This is a genomic window from Subsaximicrobium wynnwilliamsii (assembly GCF_007997225.1).
Lineage (GTDB): Bacteria > Bacteroidota > Bacteroidia > Flavobacteriales > Flavobacteriaceae > Psychroserpens > Psychroserpens wynnwilliamsii.
The window spans coordinates 1-19,521 of record NZ_VORM01000009.1; the positions used below are offsets into that span (position 1 = coordinate 1).

Annotated in this window: 10 protein-coding genes; 9 read left to right on the forward strand and 1 reads right to left on the reverse strand. The window is 38.5% G+C overall.

What is annotated here, in order from left to right; translation table 11 throughout:
• Window positions 1-161: IS3 family transposase (locus tag ESY88_RS21880; protein WP_147088277.1), on the forward strand; the 161-nt coding region annotated here is incomplete at its 5' end.
• A 155-nt stretch (window positions 162-316) separates the two neighbouring features.
• On the opposite strand, the gene ESY88_RS09565 is transcribed toward ESY88_RS21880, so the two are convergent.
• Window positions 317-1,354: a LacI family DNA-binding transcriptional regulator gene (locus tag ESY88_RS09565; RefSeq protein WP_147088577.1), complete on the reverse strand. Its 1,038-nt coding sequence runs from the start codon at window positions 1,352-1,354 to the stop codon at window positions 317-319.
• Between the two features lie 383 nt (window positions 1,355-1,737).
• Between ESY88_RS09565 and ESY88_RS09570 the strand changes: the two genes are divergently transcribed.
• From ESY88_RS09570 to ESY88_RS09605, 8 genes are all read left to right on the forward strand, one after another.
• Window positions 1,738-4,830, forward strand: a complete 3,093-nt coding sequence (locus ESY88_RS09570; RefSeq protein WP_147088398.1) for a SusC/RagA family TonB-linked outer membrane protein — start codon at window positions 1,738-1,740, stop codon at window positions 4,828-4,830.
• 11 nt (window positions 4,831-4,841) lie between these two features.
• The gene (locus ESY88_RS09575) at window positions 4,842-6,377 is read left to right on the forward strand and encodes a RagB/SusD family nutrient uptake outer membrane protein (RefSeq protein ID WP_147088399.1); all 1,536 of its coding nucleotides are present in this window, start codon (window positions 4,842-4,844) and stop codon (window positions 6,375-6,377) included.
• Window positions 6,378-6,892: 515 nt separating this feature from the next.
• Window positions 6,893-10,264: a VCBS repeat-containing protein gene (locus ESY88_RS09580; RefSeq protein WP_147088400.1), complete on the forward strand. Its 3,372-nt coding sequence runs from the start codon at window positions 6,893-6,895 to the stop codon at window positions 10,262-10,264.
• Entirely contained in the window at window positions 10,230-13,496 is a 3,267-nt protein-coding gene (locus ESY88_RS09585) for a VCBS repeat-containing protein (RefSeq protein WP_147088401.1), read from the forward strand. The genes ESY88_RS09580 and ESY88_RS09585 overlap by 35 nt, the downstream gene beginning before the upstream one ends.
• A gap of 5 nt (window positions 13,497-13,501) precedes the next feature.
• Window positions 13,502-14,824, forward strand: coding sequence for a vanadium-dependent haloperoxidase (locus ESY88_RS09590; RefSeq protein ID WP_147088402.1), 1,323 nt, complete (start codon window positions 13,502-13,504; stop codon window positions 14,822-14,824).
• Window positions 14,817-15,731, forward strand: a complete 915-nt coding sequence (locus tag ESY88_RS09595; protein WP_147089854.1) for a GyrI-like domain-containing protein — start codon at window positions 14,817-14,819, stop codon at window positions 15,729-15,731. The genes ESY88_RS09590 and ESY88_RS09595 overlap by 8 nt, the downstream gene beginning before the upstream one ends.
• Before the next feature lie 156 nt (window positions 15,732-15,887).
• On the forward strand, window positions 15,888-18,020 hold the full coding sequence (locus tag ESY88_RS09600) for a glycoside hydrolase family 97 protein (RefSeq protein WP_147087060.1): 2,133 nt from the start codon (window positions 15,888-15,890) through the stop codon (window positions 18,018-18,020).
• A 33-nt stretch (window positions 18,021-18,053) separates the two neighbouring features.
• A complete protein-coding gene (locus tag ESY88_RS09605; RefSeq protein ID WP_147087061.1) occupies window positions 18,054-19,511 on the forward strand; it encodes an MFS transporter in 1,458 nt (485 codons plus the stop codon).
• The last annotated feature ends 10 nt before the right edge of the window (window positions 19,512-19,521 follow it).

Sequence of the window (19,521 nt, forward strand, 5' to 3'; positions counted from 1 at the left end):
GTACAAATAGATATAGATTTGCGTCGAGTGAACAGCTGCATGCGTGCCTGGTAGAATATATAAGCTGGTACAACACCAAAAGGATCCATTCAACCTTGGGGTATAGAACACCATTGGAAATGCAACTAGAATTAGAAAATTTAATCAATAAAGCGGCTTAATAAAAATAGTCACGCTTTTTGTAGGAATTCCAGTTTGTAAGATAGTTGGAGTCAAGTCTTGGTTCTAAAAGCGAAGCGGTCTTATGTCTTTTATCGGTCAACAATGAATTTTATTGTGGAAACAAATTTATTGCATTGAATCACTTTCGATGATGTTATGAATTATCTATTATAGCATTAGTCGATTTTCTAACAACAACACGTGTTGGAATTTCTACTATTTCTGAAGTAAAAACCTTTCCCTCTCTTTTTTGGTTCAAATTTTTCAATAACAACTGGAATGCCTGTTTACCCATGTCGTACCCAGGTTGATCAATGGTGGTTAAAGAGGGTGTGGTGGTCTTCGACATCAACCAGTTGCTGAAGCCTATGACAGCAACTTGTTTTGGCACCTTGATCTTTTGTTCCCTCAATCCTTTCAGCACGCCTATAGCCACAAGATCTATAAAAGCAAATACCCCGTCAATATCGGGATGTTCTGCCATCATTTGGCCCGCAAGCCTATAGCCATCTTCAAAGAAAAGGTTTTCACTGGTGTAAATTAAGGATTTATCGAATGGCATGTTATAGGTTTCGAGTGCGATTTTATAACCCATAAAACGGTCAATGGTAGTTTTGGGCTTTAGAGGACCCGTAATATGGGCTATTTTTTTGCAACCGGTTTTTATGAGATGCTCGGTTGCACTAAAAGCAGCTTTCCTATCATTTATAATCACCTTTGGGCAATCAATCAAATGGGTTATTTTATCAAAAAGGACCACTGGCATCCCTTCATCAATGATGTTCTTAATATGGTCATATTTAACAGTCTTATCTGAAAGTGAGAGCAGGATGCCGTCAATATTTTTGTCAACGAGCAACTTTAATTGCTTAATCTCGTCTTCGTAGCATTCATGCGTTTGAAGCACTATAACAAGATAGCCATGTTTTTCAGCTTCATGTATGGCACCATCAATGACGTTTGAAAAAAAATGATGAACCAGTTCTGGCACCAAAATTCCAATTATTTTGGTTTCACGACTTCTCAAACTTTGGGCGAAAGCGTTGGGCGTGAAATTGAGTTTTTTGGCTAGTTCTTGAACTTTCAATTTAGTCTCGACATTTATATCTGAGTAATTTTTTAATGCTTTCGACACCGTGGAGGTTGAAATCCCTAAAATCTTTGAAATATCTTTTAATGTGACTTTGGACATGATGACTTATTGTAATTGGGTTTAGCTAAACAGTTATTAATTAAATGGATTTTCGGCTATAACTGGTTGCTGTATCGAGCTGAATAAGCTTAAAGGTAAACAGGAGCATGCACCATAGCTATGATTGACAATTGGATTTTTTGATTTAGCAATATTTAACGTGAATATATGGGATATTCTTAGATTTTTGAGATAAAATGAATAAAATCACATTTACCGAAAACGTTTTCGGGGTTATTTTCAGTTTTTTTTAACGGTTAATTTGTAGGATGCAAAAAATAGTATCAAATTAACATATTATTAATAAAATTTCAATAATCATTTTATGGTATCATGATTTCAAAACGAAACCAATTTAAGCACAACCACTAAATCATTTTAAGATGAAACAAAATTTATTACAAAAAGTCGCCTATGGGTTTTTCTTTCTTTTAGCAGGAATAATGCATTCTCAAACAGTTAGTGGAATCGTTTCTGATAATTCTGGACCATTACCAGGTGTAAATGTCCTTGTCAAGGGAACAGCCAATGGAACACAAACTAATTTTGACGGCGAATATATCTTGAATAATGTGCCTTCAGACGGCGTATTGGTCTATAGCTTTGTTGGTTTCAAAACGCAAGAAGTCAATGTTGGCGGACGAGATAAAATTGACATTACGTTAGCGGAAGATGCTGCTTTGCTTGATGAGATTGTACTCATCGGTTATGGAACGACCACAATCAAGGATGCCACTGGCTCCATAAGTACGGTAACTGCAGAAGAGTTTAATGGAGGTGTCATTTCTTCCCCAGAACAATTAATACAAGGTAAGACGGCTGGTGTTCAAATTACCCAATCCAGTGGTGAGCCAGGAGCGGGTGTTGCCATTAGAATTCGAGGAACATCTTCCCTAAGTGCCGATAATAACCCGCTGTTTGTAGTAGATGGTATTCCATTATCGACCGGTGGCACCGCAGGTGGTGCTGATTTAGGTGGTGGTACAAGTTCTGCCAGAAACCCTTTGAGTTTTTTAAATCCCAATGATATTGCAACCATGACGGTTTTAAAGGATGCTTCGGCGACCGCTATTTATGGATCTAGAGGATCAAATGGTGTGGTCATTATTACAACCAAAAGTGGTCAAAAAGGAGGCGGAGGCGTTTTTGAATTGAATTCTAATACCAGTTTTTCTAGAGCCTTAAAAAGATTTGATTTATTAGAAGGTCCTCAATATTTAAATGCAATTACTCAATTTGGCGGTAATGCTGAAGCTTTAAACTTTGGATCGAATACCGATTGGCAAGATGTCATACTTAGAGATGTGTTCTCCACAGATAATACATTTGCATACTCCAATAATTATGGCGACGGCTATGTGAGAGGCTCTATAGGTCTATTTGATCAACAAGGTGTTGTTGAAAATTCTTCACAGGAACGTTTGACTGGTAGAGTCAATGCATCTCATCGCTTTTTCGATGATAAATTAAAGGTGGATATCAATGCAACACTCTCAAAAATAGATGATGAGTCACCTTATATCACAAATTCGGCAGGCTCACAAGGTGATTTATTAGGGGCTACATATTTTGCAAACCCTACTTGGCCAAATACCGTTGAATTTACTAGTGGCGACGGTAAATTGAATCCAAGACAACTTCTAACGTATTATCAAGATTTAAATGAAACTAATAGAACTTTGTTGAATGGTGCTGCAGAGTACTCAATTTTGAGCAATTTAAAAGCGAAAGTCAATCTGGGATATGACAAATCAGAAAGTACAAGGACACAGGTTATTTCGCCAGATATAGATGGATTTAATAATGGAGCAACAGGAAATGGGCGTGCAGCCTTACAGGATGTGAATGTGGAAAACCAATTGATGGATCTCACATTAAATTATACGAAAGAATTTAAAAATTCAAGTTTAGAGGTATTATTGGGGTATTCTTATCAAAGTTTTCAAAATAGCGGAAGAACCGTTCTTGGTTACGGAATGAACTCTAATAATTTAGGTCAAATAGCTACAAATTTGGAAAACGCTGCAAATATTATTGAAGGCAGTATTGGAGGAACGCCATTCCAACAGTATGGTTTCAGCTCTGCCGGTTTATTCATCAATCAAATATTACCTACAATTAATGGTAATGTAGAAATAGGTGCCCCGTCTGGAGTTCCTGTAAATACAGTTACTGGGAATACTTTTGATTTTACAGATGAACTGCAATCATACTTTACACGTGTAAATTATAAGTTAGGTGATAAGTATTTATTTACTTTTACCTTAAGAGCTGATGGGTCCTCAAGATTTGGACCAGACAATCAATACGGTTATTTTCCATCTGGAGCTTTTGCCTGGCAATTGCATAAGGAAGATTTTATCCCAGAGGCTTTCTCAAATCTGAAGTTGCGCTTGAGTTATGGTAAAACTGGTAATCAGGACGCATTGGGCTATGGAAACTTTATACAGCGACAACGTTTCGGTGATCCTGGTATTGGCAATGGTGGAGAAGTACAATTTGGATCCGCTGGTATCATCTCAAACGAAGATTCAAGCTTGCAATGGGAAGAAACACTTCAATCAAACATAGGCTTTGATTACGGTTTTTTTAACGATCGTTTAAGTGGCTCTATAGATTTATACCATAAATCAACCACTAATTTGATATTGCAACAATTAACAGCACAACCAGCGATTAATCCATTTCGTTTTAGTAATGTTGACGCCGATATTATTAACAAAGGAATTGAGTTCGCTATAAATTACGATATCATCCAACAAGAAGATATGAATTGGAATTTTGGTTTCAATGTGGCTTATAATGAGAACGAAGTTCAAAATTTTGATGGATTAATACAAACTGGAGAAATTAATGGAAATGGGTTAACTGGGGCTTTCGCGCAGTTGTTAGCTGAAGGTCAACCTTTATATTCTTTTTTCTTAAGAGATTTTGCTGGCTTCGACGAAAATGGAATTTCCATTTATCCAAATGGGGATCAACAAGAGTTTGTGGGTAAAAGTGCCTTGCCAGATATTATAGTAGGCATCAATACTAGTTTTAGCTACAAGAATTGGGATGTTAACGCCTTTCTCAACGGACAGTATGGTCAATATATTTATAATAATACCGCTAATGCTTTCTTTACAGCTGGAATTATTGGTAGTGGTCAAAATGTAACTCAAAATGTATTATCGAGTGGGGAATCTACTGCCAATGCTCCTGATGTGTCTACTAGATTTCTAGAAAAAGGTGATTTCTTAAGATTGCAAACTGCTTCAATAGGATATAGATTAAATTTAGAGGATAATTCATTTTTTAAATCTGTACGTCTTTCAATAACGGGTCAAAACTTATTTGTGATCACGCCGTATTCAGGATTGGATCCAGAAGTTGACACGCCTAGTGGGCTTAACAATATTCCATCTTTTGGGATCGACTATACGAGTTTCCCAAGGCCGAGAACTTTTACTTTTGGCTTAAATGCAAATTTTTAAAAAAACGAACTATGAAAAATACAATAAAATTTTTAACACTTTCAGTTTTAACTATATCGTTTAGTTGTACTGATTTAGAAATTGAGCAGACAGACTCCGCTTTTGACGAAACTTTAAGTAGTGAATTTCAAGGCGTTGATCCAGCTACATCCTTAGACGGTATCTACAACGATTTGAGAGGTCAAATTCAAGGACAAGAAGGGCTTTATGCTCTAAATGAGGTTAGTTCAGACGAATTGTTGGTTCCTACTCGTGGAACAGATTGGGGAGATAATGGGGTTTGGCGCAATTTGCATGATCATAATTGGAATCCCCTTCATAGAGATGTGGTAAATACTTGGAATAGTTTAAATCAAAATGTTTTTAAGGCAACTTTAATTATTGACCCAAGGAGTAATTCATCAGCTCAACAGGTAGCCGAAGCGAAGTTTTTGAGAGCATTCAGTACGTTTTGGATTGCAGATTTGTATGGCCAAGCACCCTTTAGAACACCAGATGAGGGTGCGGGTATTAACCCAAGTGTGAAGACTAGAGCCGAAGCTTTCGATTTTGCAGTACAAGATTTAACAGAAGCGCTTCCAGATTTGCTAGCAACTGGACCAAGCGCTTCTTTAAATCGAGCATCTAAAGCTTCTGCAAATTTTCTTTTAGCGAAATTATACTTAAATAGAAATGTGCTTTCAGGAACCGCAGTGGATGCTGCAGATATGACTAAGGTTGTGCAGTATGTTAATGCGATTCAAGATGATGGTTTTGCATTGCAAAGTGGTTATTTTGATATTTTTGAGGATACTGTAGATAGTGAGACTATTTTATTTACAACTTCGGAAGTAGGACCGAGAATATGGAATACATTACATTACAAGCAAAATTCTCCTGATAATGAAGGTGGTGGTTGGAATGGATTTACAACACTATCAGAATTTTACGATACATTCGAAGGAGATCCTAATATCAACGAACCTGGATCAGGGCAGGAAGAGCGAAGAGGTTACGTTCCCACAGATGGTTCTAATCTAGGAATTGGTTATGGATTTTTAATCGGTCAACAATACGATGAAACAGGAACTGCGATGACAGATCGTGTTGGTAACCCGCTAGACTTCACGAGAGAGTTACCAGGGCTTTTAGGAAACGATGAGGTTACAGGTATAAGAGTCATTAAATACCACCCTGAAAATGGTGGTTTTACAGGACATCAAATTGTATTTAGATATGCAGATGCACATTTAATGAAGGCAGAAGCGATATTGCGCGGAGCGACTTCTTCTGAAACAGCTTTGAGTCTGGTAAATGAGTTACGGGCTATGAGAAACCTTAATGGGAACACGACTCCATTAACGGCGGTATCTGAACAAAATATGTTGGATGAAAGAGGACGAGAATTATATGGAGAGTTTTGGAGACGAAATGACCAGATCCGTTTTGGTAAATTTAGTGAGCCTTGGCAATATAAAAGTAATACGGATGCTTACAGAGTGTTATTTCCAATACCAGCAACTGCGATCATATCTAACCCTAATTTAGTTCAAAACGAAGGATATTAATTTTGTATTTATTATTTGATTTTAGCCAGAGGGGGAATTTCCCCCTTTTTTTTTATTAAAAGTTCTGGTCAAATGAATGAGCAGGGCAATTGTTTATCTCATAAAACCTTAGGTTGGAATATAGCGCAAACTTGACCAATTCATGGATTCAATCTTGTTGGGATATTAAACGCCAATAACTATCTTTATAAATCAAGAATGAAGGGAAATTGTACTAGAAAAACATGAGGCATCATCAAAACCCAACGGCATTTTGAAAACTATAAAAGTGGTAGTTTTTGACGCTCCTGGCGACAAAATTTTATAATCCCTGATTTGGGTTCAACACGAGATAAACAGCACCCAAACAGTAATCTGCAAGAATTTGTCTCATTAAATTCAAGGAGTATGGTAATTTAAAATTCATTATCCCTATTATCAGTAAAAGTAACACTGCTAATGCTTAAGGATGAGTTGATAAAAAAGTTGACCTATTTGAACAAAAATCAAGAACTATTATATCATTTCAAGAGCCAATGACATTCCAATTTTTTTATCAAAATGTAAGTAAGCTAGGATTGGCCGTTTTTATAGGTTTTACAATTTATGCTTGTAATTCAGATAAGAAAGAATCCAATAAGGAGGAAAAGGTTCGACAGGAGACACTTTTTACAAGTATGATGCCAGAGCAAACGGGCATTGATTTTGTAAACACGGTTGTGAATCAAAAAAACTTCAACATATTTAAATACAGAAATTTTTATAACGGTGGTGGTGTGGCCATTGGCGATATTAACAATGATGGCCTTCCTGACATCTATTTTACCGCTAACATGGGCCCAAATAAGTTGTTTTTAAATAAGGGAAACTTTGTTTTTGAAGACATTTCTGGAACCGCAGGCGTTGTAGGCAATAAACCTTGGTCTACTGGTGTGACGATGGTGGATATCAACCAAGATGGGTTTTTGGACATCTATGTGAGTAACGCAGGTAATATGGAAGGGAATAACCATGATAATGACCTTTACATCAACAACGGCGATTTGACCTTTACCGAGAAAGCTAAAGACTATAATTTGGCAACCTCCGGCTTTACAACCCAAACCACATTTTTTGACTATGATAAAGATGGCGATTTGGACGCCTATATTCTCAATAATAGTAACATTCCTGTGAGCAGTCTTGGCTATGCACACCAAAGGGAAAAACGCGCACAAGACTGGGAAAACGTTCCTGATATATTTAGAGGTGTGGGCGATATGCTCTTGCGAAATGACAACGGCAAATTTACCGATGTAAGCGAAGAAGCAGGCATTTACGGAAGCCTGATAGGATTCGGATTGGGCGTTATGGTTACAGATATCAACAAGGATTTGTACCCGGATATCTACATCTCAAACGATTTTTATGAACGCGATTATTTGTATATAAACAATCAGGACGGCACTTTTAAGGAAGATATAGAAAATTGGACATCGCATCTTTGTTTGTCGGCCATGGGCGTGGATATCGCTGATGTCAATAATGACGGTTTGGCAGATATATTTGTGACAGACATGCTTCCCGAAGCAGATCAAAGAACAAAATCTGTTATGGAGTTTGAAGGCTATAATGTTTTTAAACTAAAACAGAGAAAGGACTTTTTTCAACAGTACATCCAGAACACCCTTCAGATAAATAATGGCAATAACACCTTTTCAGAAATAGCCAATTTCAGCGGTGTTGCAAAAACGGATTGGAGTTGGGCAGGCCTTCTTTTTGATATGGATAATGACGGTTTCAGAGATATTTTCATTACCAATGGCATCAACCACGACCTTACAGATTTAGATTTCGTAGATTTCTTTGCCAATGAGATCATTCAAAATATGGCCTTAACGGGAAAGAAACAAGCCATTGACTCCATTATCAATAAAATGCCCCAAAAACCGCAGCCCAATTATGCCTACAAAAATAATAAGGATTTAACCTTTACAGACGAGACCACCAATTGGGGATTTGAAAAACCTAGCTTTTCAAACGGCGCGGCGTATGCAGATCTAGATAATGATGGCGACTTGGACTTGGTGGTCAACAACGTTAATATGCAGGCATTTGTCTATAGAAACAATTCAGAGAAGAGGTCGAATACTAATTACATCAAACTGAATCTGGAGGGCATTCCATCCAATAAATTTGCCATCGGTAGTACGGTAAACATCTATCATAAAGATAAAATCATGGTTCAGGAACAGATGCCAACAAGAGGGTTTCAATCGTCAATGGACCATGTGATGACCATTGGTTTGGGAGATGCAACTCAAATAGATTCCATCAGGATTATTTGGCCAAATGATCAAACACAAAAATTGACAAATGTTAAAGTCAATAAATTATTGAACATCAAGCAGAACGAAGCCACTTCTGTCTATAAACTTTCAACTGTAAAAAAAGCCAAGCCGTTTTTTGAAGAGATTCCGACTGAATTCGTAAGTCACAAGGAAAATAGCTATTCTGATTTTGATCATGAAGGGCTTATTTCTAAAATGCTATCACAGGAAGGGCCCGCTTTAGCGATAGCTGATATTAACAATGATGGTCATGAGGATATTTTTATAGGTGGCGCAAAAGGCACATCGGGAAACATATACCTCAACAAATCCAACGGGAAACTTATGGTGTCAAAAGTTAAAGCCTTGATCGATGACGCAGATTTGGAAGATACGGCTGCCGCTTTTTTTGACGTTGATAACGATGGCGATATGGATTTGATGGTCGGCACGGGTGGGAATGAAGTGGGTCAGCAATCGACTTATAAAATTCGGCTGTACCTCAATGATGGAAAGGGCAATTTTGCAAAAGATACCCGGTCTATCCCGTTTACCCAAAACAACATCTCTGTAATTGTACCTTATGATTATGACGCCGATGGTGATGTGGATGTGTTTATCGGCTCTAGAAGCGTAGTTGGCACCTATGGCATCAATCCCGACCATTTATTTTTAGAAAATAAAGGCGATGGCACATTTAGAGACGCCACACAAAAAATCGCCTATGATTTGAAAGATGCTGGTATGATAACAGACGCTCAATGGGTGGATATTGATGGCGATGGTAAAAAAGATCTCATAACGGTCTCTGATTGGGGAACCCCAAATATTTACAAAAACACTGGCCAACGTTTGATGAAACTAAGCTCCAATTTGGATGATCTCAAAGGGTTATGGAACGCAGTGGAGGCTTCAGATCTGGACAATGATGGCGACTTGGACCTTATTTTAGGGAATCAAGGAAATAACACGCTCTATAAGTTCAATGCCGAGGAACCTATGAAGATGTTTATCAATGATTACGACAACAATGGAACCATTGAACAGATTTTTACCAGACATCTCAATGGTGGCGATTATCCGTTGCACATGAAAAAGGAGTTGACGGCTCAAATTGTCTCCTTAAAAAAGGAAAATCTCAAAGCTTCAGATTATGCAAAACGCAGCATCAATGAATTGTTCCCCAAAATTGATATGAACACTACCATTGTGAAACAAACAAATATTTCGGAATCTGTCATTGCCATCAATGAGGGCAACGGCAACTTTACCATCAAAAATTTACCGACAATGGTACAATTGTCCTGTGTGTGTGGCATTACTTGCATGGATGTGAACGATGATGGATTGATGGATATCATATTAGGCGGAAATAATTTTGAATTTAAACCACAATTCTCACGATTGGATGCCAATTACGGTTCGTTATTACTGAATAAAGGAAATAATGAATTTGAATGGGAAGACTATTCCAAAAGCGGATTTTTCGTTAGAAACGAAATAAAGCACATTGCAAAATTCAAGGATAAAAGTGGAACTATATATGTCATAGCAGCAATAAACGATGAGATTCCAAAAGTTTTCAAAATCAATAAATAAAATAGTGGCCATTGCGTCGTTAGTGTCTCTTTTTGGCTGTGGTCAAGAAGAGCCACCTGTATTTACAAAGGTAAATATGGCAACCTCCCATATTGATTTTACTAATACATTGACTGAAACTAAAGACCTCAGCATTCTCGACTATCTCTATTTTTATAATGGTGGAGGTGTTGCCATTGGAGACATCAATGGTGATGGTTTAGCGGATATTTTCTTTTCAGGAAATCAGGTCAAGAACAAATTATATCTCAATAAAGGAGGCATGCAGTTTGAGGATATTTCCAAGCAGGCAGGCATTGAAGGCAATAGCTCATGGAATACGGGTGTTGCCATGGGAGATGTCAATGGCGACGGGTTGTTGGATATTTATGTTTGTGCGGTAGTAGGTGTCAATGGGTTTTATGGACACAATGAACTGTTTATAAATAATGGTGATGACACGTTTAAGGAATCTGCTTCAGAATACGGGTTGGATTTTGATACATTCAGTTCTTCTGTCGCTTTTTTGGATTATGACCTGGATGGAGATCTAGACATGTACTTGCTCAATCATGCGGTGCATACTCAAGAATCTTTTGGGAAAGCAGATTTAAGGCATCAACGGAATTATCAATCGGGAGATCGGTTAATGCGCAATGATAACGGCAAGTTTATTGACGTCAGTGAAGAAGCAGGGATTTTTGGTGGCCCCAATGGCTATGGTTTGGGTTTGGCCGTCGCCGATTTTAATCAAGATGGCTATCCAGATATTTATGTTGGCAATGATTTCCATGAAGATGATTATTACTATTTAAACAATGGGGACGGCACCTTTACAGACCACATGCGAACGTATTTTGGACATACCTCAAAATTCTCAATGGGTAATGACGTTGCAGACATTAATCATGATGGTTTACAGGACATCCTTACTTTAGATATGAATGCTGAAGACGAGATGGTTCTAAAAGCATCAGAAGGGGATGAGGATATTCAAATACAGAAATTGCGCACCGACCAATATGGGTATTATTATCAATTCATGCGCAATATGATGCAAGTGAATCAGCCAGATGGCAGCTTTCAGGAAACTGCTTTATTAAGTGGCGTGGCGTCAACAGACTGGAGTTGGAGTGCTTTATTTGGCGATTATAATCAAGATGGCGAACAGGATTTGTTCATATCCAATGGCATTGAGAGACGGCCAAATGATCTCGATTACATCAACTATGTGTCCAATGACCAAATCCTTAATAAAATTAATAATACCAATTTAGTCGATCAAGAAGCCTTGCTAAAAATGCCTTCAGGTAAAGTGCCAAACTACATTTTTATGGGAAAAGGCAATTTAAGGTTTGAAAATAAATCAAAAACATGGTTTGATGACAACCCACCGTCCGTTTCTAACGCTTCGGCCGTGGGCGATTTGGACAATGATGGTGATTTGGATTTGGTGGTAAGTAATCTAAACGAACTGGTCTCCATTTACGAAAACCAAACTGATAAAACAGCAAATGGCTACCTCAAAATAAGATTCAATTATGAAGCACCCAACACTTTTGGCATCGGCACAAAGGTTTACGCTTATACAAACGGGGAGCTGCAGTTCAAGGAGTTATACACAACTCGAGGTTTTCAATCCACATCGGAGCCTGTGATTCATTTTGGTTTTGCTGAGGCAAAGCGTATAGATTCTGTGAAAGTGATATGGCCCAATAAAACGTTTCAAGTCTTGAAAGATGTAAAGCTCAATCAAACACTGGTTATAAGGCCAGAAAACACCAAACCATTAAAGCAGAACGTCGTTCTTAAAAACAAGATGTTTGAAAAAGTGGAAGGTAATCTGGGAATTGATTTCATTCATGAAGAGGATAATAATCTTGATTTTTTAAGGCAAAAACTGATACCCTATAAAATTTCTGATAAGGGCCCAGCGGTTGCCGTAGGTGATTTGAATGGAGACGGCAAAGAGGATATTTTCTTTGGCGGCTCAAAATTCAAAACAGCCAAAGTGTACTTACAAACCGATTCGAGTTATATAGAAGCGACCTTTCCAGTTTCTACAAAAGATTCCATTAAGGAGGATGTGTCGGCCTTGATAGCAGATTTAAACAATGACAAAAAAAACGATGTCTTCATCGCTACTGGTGGTGGTGATTTTTATGACAAAATGAAACCTTTACAAAATAGCTATTATACACAAAATAAAGATGCTGGCTTCACGGTGCAGCAGTTGCCTCACAATTTTGAAAATGCCTCCGTGGTAAAAGCTTGTGATTTTGATAATGATGGCGATTTGGATCTCTTTGTTGGTGGTTACGCAGTTACGAATGATTTTGGTAAAATCCCAAATTCCTATATTTTGGTCAATACCAATGGAGCATTTTCAATTGCAGATGGCGCATACCAAATGGGAATGGTAACCGATGCTGTGTGGGACGATTTTGATGGTGATGGATTCAAGGATTTAATTGTGGTAGGTGAGTGGATGTCGCCTAAATTTTATAAAAACACGAATGGAAAATTTATTGAAACAACTAAAATAAGTAATCTCAACGGGTTGTGGCAGGCCATAGAACCCTTTGACATTGATGCTGATGGCGATACCGATTATTTGCTCGGCAATTGGGGGATGAATACAAAATTTACCGCTTCAGAAGACTACCCAATGCTTATGTATTACAGTGATTTTGATGGGAATGGGCAGACTGAAACCATTGTTTGTACTGCAAAAGACGACATCTACTATCCCATTTTGGGCTTGGATGAACTATCGAGCCAATTGGTATTCTTAAAGAAAAAATTCAATTCATATAAAAGTTTTGCTGGGCAGCCAATCACTTCAGTCTTGGATCAAAAAATGATTGAGAACGCCAATACGTTGCAGGTTCATACCCTTCAATCTGGGTATCTGGAAAATGACAAAGGCCATTTTAAATTCGTTCCGTTCATGAATGAATTGCAAGTGGCGCCCATAACCTCATTTTTAAAGTATGATTTTGATGGCGACAATAAAGAGGAGGTATTTGCTTCAGGAAATTATTTGGGGGTAACACCTTTCCATGGTCGTCTGGATGCCTTTTCTGGAGCGCTTATTAAAAATTCAAAATCAATTTCCGTAGCAACACAATTAGGAATGAATTTGAGCAACAAAGCAGTAAAAAAAATAAACATCATCCATTTTAAAGACAAACCGTATCTTTTAGTGACATTCAATAACAGTAAAGCAGAAGTTTATAGCATATTAAAATAAGACTCATGAGATTTTATAAAATAATGATAGCATTGCTGCTTTTGTCTTCGTGCAAAAAGTCGGAGCCTATAGTGATCACACCAAACGATTATCATAACGCCGTGGATAAAGTTGTGGAGATTATGGTTCACGATATTTTTTCGCCGCCGGTGGCAAGTCGCATTTTTGCTTATCCCAATATTGCTGCTTATGAAATTATAGCCATGCAAAACCCGCGGTACAAATCATTGAGCGGACAAGTATCAGAATTGACCAACATTCCTAAACCTAAAACCCCAGACCACATCAACTTTGAATTGGCTGCTTTGATTGCCCACATGGATTTGAGCAGACAACTGGTTTTTTCTGAAGATCAGATGACGTCCTACAGTGACAGTCTTTATGACATTTGGGAGCACAAGAATCCGGAAATTTTCAGGAACTCCAAAGCGTATGCCTTGGAAGTTAACAAACATATCGCTCAATGGATGAATGCAGACAATTATAAGCAAACCAGAACCATGTCCAAATTCAATATCGATTCTAATGACATTGCTAGATGGGAGCCTACGCCACCTTCTTACATGGACGGGCTGGAGCCGCACTGGAATAAGATAAGAACATTTGTTTTAGATTCGGCATCCCAATTCAAACCTATTCCACCTCCAATATTTTCCATGGAACCAGACAGCCAATTTCATAAAGAATTGGTGGAAGTGTATGACATAAGCAATAAAATCACAGAAGAAGGCGACACCTCGGAAGAAATCCAAATAGCCCAATTCTGGGATTGTAATCCCTACGTAACGGTTACTAGGGGCCATTTAATGTTCGCCACAAAAAAAATCACACCCGGCGCGCATTGGATAGGGATTACCAAAATCGCTTCTAAAAAAAGCAATATGAATTTTGAGGATACGGTTTATGCGCACACTAAAACATCCATCGCCATATTTGAGGCATTTATAAGCTGCTGGGATGAAAAATACCGAAGTAACTTAGTGCGGCCTGAAACCCTTATCAATAAATATGTCAATGATAGCTGGAAACCCATTCTTCAAACGCCACCATTCCCTGAATATCCAAGTGGCCATTCTGTGGCTTCGGGAGCCGCCTCAATTGCTCTAAACTCAATATTCGGCGATGATTTTCAATTTGATGATGATACTGAACAGCGGTTTGGATTGCCCACTAGAAGCTTTAATTCTTTCGAACAAGCGGCCAATGAAGCTGCCATTAGTAGAATGTATGGTGGCATTCATTATAGAGCAGCGGTCGAAGTAGGTGTAAAACAAGGACGGGATTTAGGAATCTTTGTAGTCAACAACTTAAATATGCTCAATGAATAATTTCAGTCTGAAAAAGGGTATTTTTTTTATAAGCATCATTGGTTTGATCGCGGTTTCTTTATGGTACTTATTAAAACCTTACGACTATACTGTAGCGTTCAAATCTAAGGCGCTAATAGGAACTATCAACCAGACCTTAAAATTATGGAACACTAATTTAGACCAAAGCAAACCCATGCATCAAGTTGAGACCGGTGAGTTGGTTCAAAATTTGAATTTTGATGGTATCGATTATGACTTTCATTGGGCGTTATCGAGAATTGACGATTCCACGACGCAGGTCAATATCGGCATTAAAGACCGTGAAAACAGTTTAAAAAATAAAGTCAATATTCTAGTTAATGATACGGACTTTGAAAAAAAAGTAAAGCCTACAATTTCTGATTTTATAATGGTTTTAAATACCCATTTAGAAAATTTTGAAGTTAAAATTGAAGGCGAATCAACCTCCCCATCGACCTACTGCGCTTACATTCCAGTAACGACAAAGCAATTTTTAAAAGCAAAAGGCATGATGGAAAACTATGGTATTTTGAGCACTTTTTTAATAGCAAATGGGGTTGTGTTAAATGGAAAACCCATTGTTGAGGTTAGGTCTTGGGATACAGAAACGGATAGTATCTCTTATAATTTTTGTTATCCAATAGTAAAAAAAGAAGGGTTGCCGAGTCATCCTACCCTGAGATATAAGGAGATAAAAGGTGGAAAAGCCATTAAAGCCATCTATAATGGAAACTATATTACGTCAGACAGAGCGTGGTATGCGCTTATTGATTATGCCAAAAAAAAGAATATTCAACTAAAGCATACGCCCATTGAGGTATTTAACAATAACCCCAATATGGGTGGCAATGAATTAACTTGGAAAGCAGAAATTTATATGCCCATTAAAAACAAAACACCATGAGTTGGTTTATCCCTAACACATTTTTTGCGGCATTTGCCTTTTCCTGTTCGGTCAAAAACGAAAATCAATTATCAATAATAATGAAGAAAACCGAAAATTCACTTTAAAATAGTACCAAGCAGTCATTTGTAAATTAATTGAATAAATATAGTAATCATGAAAAAAATCGTCAACCCTTATTACTGGATAGTGCTTTTAATCATATCAGTCTCATGCGGCACGCCAAAGGCAGATTTAACTGCCAATTCTCCAGACAGTAACATACACATGGAATTTGGACTCTCTAAATCCGGCCAACCCTTCTATTTGGTTGAACATAAAGACAAAATGGTCATCGATACCTCGTTTTTGGGTTTTGATTTTAAGGATGTGCCGTCGCTTAAAGATAATTTCAAACTTGTTTCCTCTAGCAAAGCAACCAAGGATGAAACTTGGCAGCTGCCTTGGGGTGAACAGTTGGATGTTAGGGATAACTACAATGAGTTGGTTATTTCTTTAGAAGAACAATCAGATTTGAAAAGAAAAATGACCCTTCATTTTAAAGTCTATAATGATGGCGTTGGTTTTCGCTATGAAGTTCCTGAACAGAACAATCTAAAAGAAGTTTTGATAACGGATGAGAACACAGCATTCAATTTGACCGGCGACCATAGAGTATGGTGGATTCCTGGCGATTGGGACATTTATGAGCAACTGTATAACGAAACTAAATTTTCAGAGATTGATGCCATTTCAAAACGAGACCATCCCAATTTGAATTCCACTTACATTCCAGAAAATGCCGTCAATACACCTGTGACCATGAAAACAGATGATGGTTTGTATTTAAGTTTTCATGAAGCCGATTTGACCAATTACGCCGGAATGACCCTAAAGGTTGATCCTCAAAATCTAAACATGGTTAGTGAACTTGTTGGCTCTGAACGTTTGGGCGGCAAAGCGAAATTGACCGTACCGTTTGAGACACCATGGCGAACGATTCAAATTGCAGAAAAGGCCGGTGATTTATTGGAATCCAACATGCTATTGAATCTTAACGACCCAAACGCTATTGGCGATGTCAGTTATTTTACACCTATGAAATATGTCGGTATTTGGTGGGAGATGCACATTGGCAAATCCACATGGGATATGGAAGGAAGCCAAGACATGAGTACCTATACCCTAGGCAAACCGGGTACATCAACACATGGAGCCACCACGGAAAATGCCAAAAAATACATCGATTTCGCATCCGATAATGGAATCAAAGGGTTGTTGGTTGAAGGTTGGAATACGGGCTGGGACAAGTGGATCAATACCGATGACCGAGAAGGGGTATTCGATTTTATGACCCCTTATCCAGATTACGACTTTGAGGAAGTCATGCGTTATGCCGATGAAAAAGGCATCGAGGTCATCATGCATCACGAAACTTCTGCAGCACCTAGAACTTACGAAAAACAAATGGATGTTGCCTATGATTTTATGAAAGCCAACGGTATGAATTCAGTAAAAACAGGATACGTTGGAAACATCATTCCAAAAGGCGAATACCATCATGGCCAATGGATGGTCAATCATTATCAACATGTGTTGGAGGAAGCAGCTAAAAAGAAAATAGCAGTCAATGCCCATGAACCCATAAAAGATACAGGCAAACGAAGAACCTATCCAAACGCCATTTCACGTGAAGGTGCGCGAGGTCAGGAATTCAATGCTTGGGCGACCGATGGTGGCAATCCACCAAGCCATTTGCCAACGGTTGCATTTACACGAATGCTCTCTGGGCCTTTTGATTTTACACCTGGGATTTTCAACATCAAATTTGATGACTACAAAAAAGAGAATCAAGTCAATACCACCTTGGCGCACCAATTGGCCTTGTATGTGGTCATTTACAGTCCTATCCAAATGGCAAGCGACTTACCCGAACATTATATGGTGGATGGTAAAACCCACCCTGCATTCCAATTTATTAGCGATGTGGGCGTCAATTGGCAACACACAAAAGTTCTTGATGGCGAAGTAGGCGATTTTGTGACCATTGCAAGACAGGAACGCGAAACTGGCAATTGGTTTGTTGGAGGCATAACAGATGAAAATGAACGCACTGAAACCTTGACGTTTGATTTTCTCGAAACAGGCAAAACCTACAAAGCCACACTTTACAAAGATGGACCAAATGCGCATTGGGATGATAATCCTCAAGACTATGCCATTGAGGAGTTGGAGTTGACCAAGGCTTCTTCCTTGGATATAAAACTGGCGCCTGGAGGAGGTTTTGCCATGAGCATTGTAAACATGTAAATCAAAAATAAATGACCAACTAACTTTTTGCATATGAAATTCACTAAACCAAAATTATCGTTCTGGCAGATTTGGAATATGAACGTTGGGTTTTTTGGAATCCAGTTCAGTTTTGGATTACAGCAAACAGCAATCAACCCTATTTTTTCTTTTTTGGGCGCGCACAATGAAGAACTACCATTGCTCAATCTTGCGGGTCCTGTAACGGGTTTGATAATTCAACCATTGATAGGTGCTATTTCAGACAAAACCTGGTCGCCACGGTGGGGGAGAAGAAAACCCTTTTTTTTAATTGGTGCCATTGTGGCAAGTTTATGTTTGTTTATGTTCCCATTTAGTTCGGAATTGTGGTTTGCAGTTGGGCTTTTATGGGTTTTGGATGCTGGAAACAATACTGCCATGGAACCTTACAGGGCGTTTGTGGGGGATAAACTGCCCGATGTACAATTGACTTATGGTTTTCAAATGCAGAGCCTCTTCGTGGGCGCAGGCATTACCTTAGCAAATTTTTCCTTGTTTCTGTTTCAGGATTGGTTCAGCGTTCCCATTGTGGAGGGCGCAAGTTTATGCACAGCAGGAAACGAAGTCGTATCAGCCATTCCTACCTGGGTGTATTATTCATTTTTTCTAGGAGCGATCATGTCCATAGGTACCATCTTATGGTCGGTTCTTAAAACCCCAGAAATACCACCGTCCGATGAGGAATTGAAATTTATTCGGGACCGCAATAAAGATTCGTCATTCGCCCATCGGGTGTTTGAACCATTTATAGAAATCTATAGTGCCTTAGGGAAAATGCCTGTATTAATGAAAAAACTCGCAGGTGTGTACCTTTTTCAGTGGTACGCGCTTTTTGTCTATTGGCAGTTCATCACACCAATGTTACGGGTAAGCATGTTTGGCATCAGCAATTCAGATACCCAGCGGTTTGATGGCATCATGGCGGCGTGTAATTCTGGAGCCGAAATTACTGCGGCCGACACTTCATTTGCACAGAATTTCCAATTCCTGTCTGAGCAGGCTTTAGCGCAAACAGGATTGATGAACGGCACCTACAACATGGTAACAATGTTGGTCGCACTTGTGCTGGTGCCAATTGCCGCAAAATACAGCAATAAAGCAGTATATGTGGGCAGTTTATTCCTTACGGGGATTGCCATGTTAAGTATGCCTTATATTGAAGACCCTTATCTTTTATTGCTTCCAATGATATTGTTCGGAATAGGTTGGGCAGCCATGATGGGCATTCCGTATGCCATGGTCTCAAAAGTCATTCCGAAGGAAAGACGTGGCGTTTATATGGGCATTGTCAATATGATGATTGTGATTCCTATGGGTATCCAAACATTGACTTTTGGATTCATTGTAAAGCACTTTTTAGGAAACAGTGCCGTAAACGCCATTCTATTTGGTGGTGTGTTTTTTATCATCGCTTCCCTTTTAGCATTGCGGATAAAACGCCAGAAAGAAGATTATTTAACTTTTGAATAAGAAATTGAAT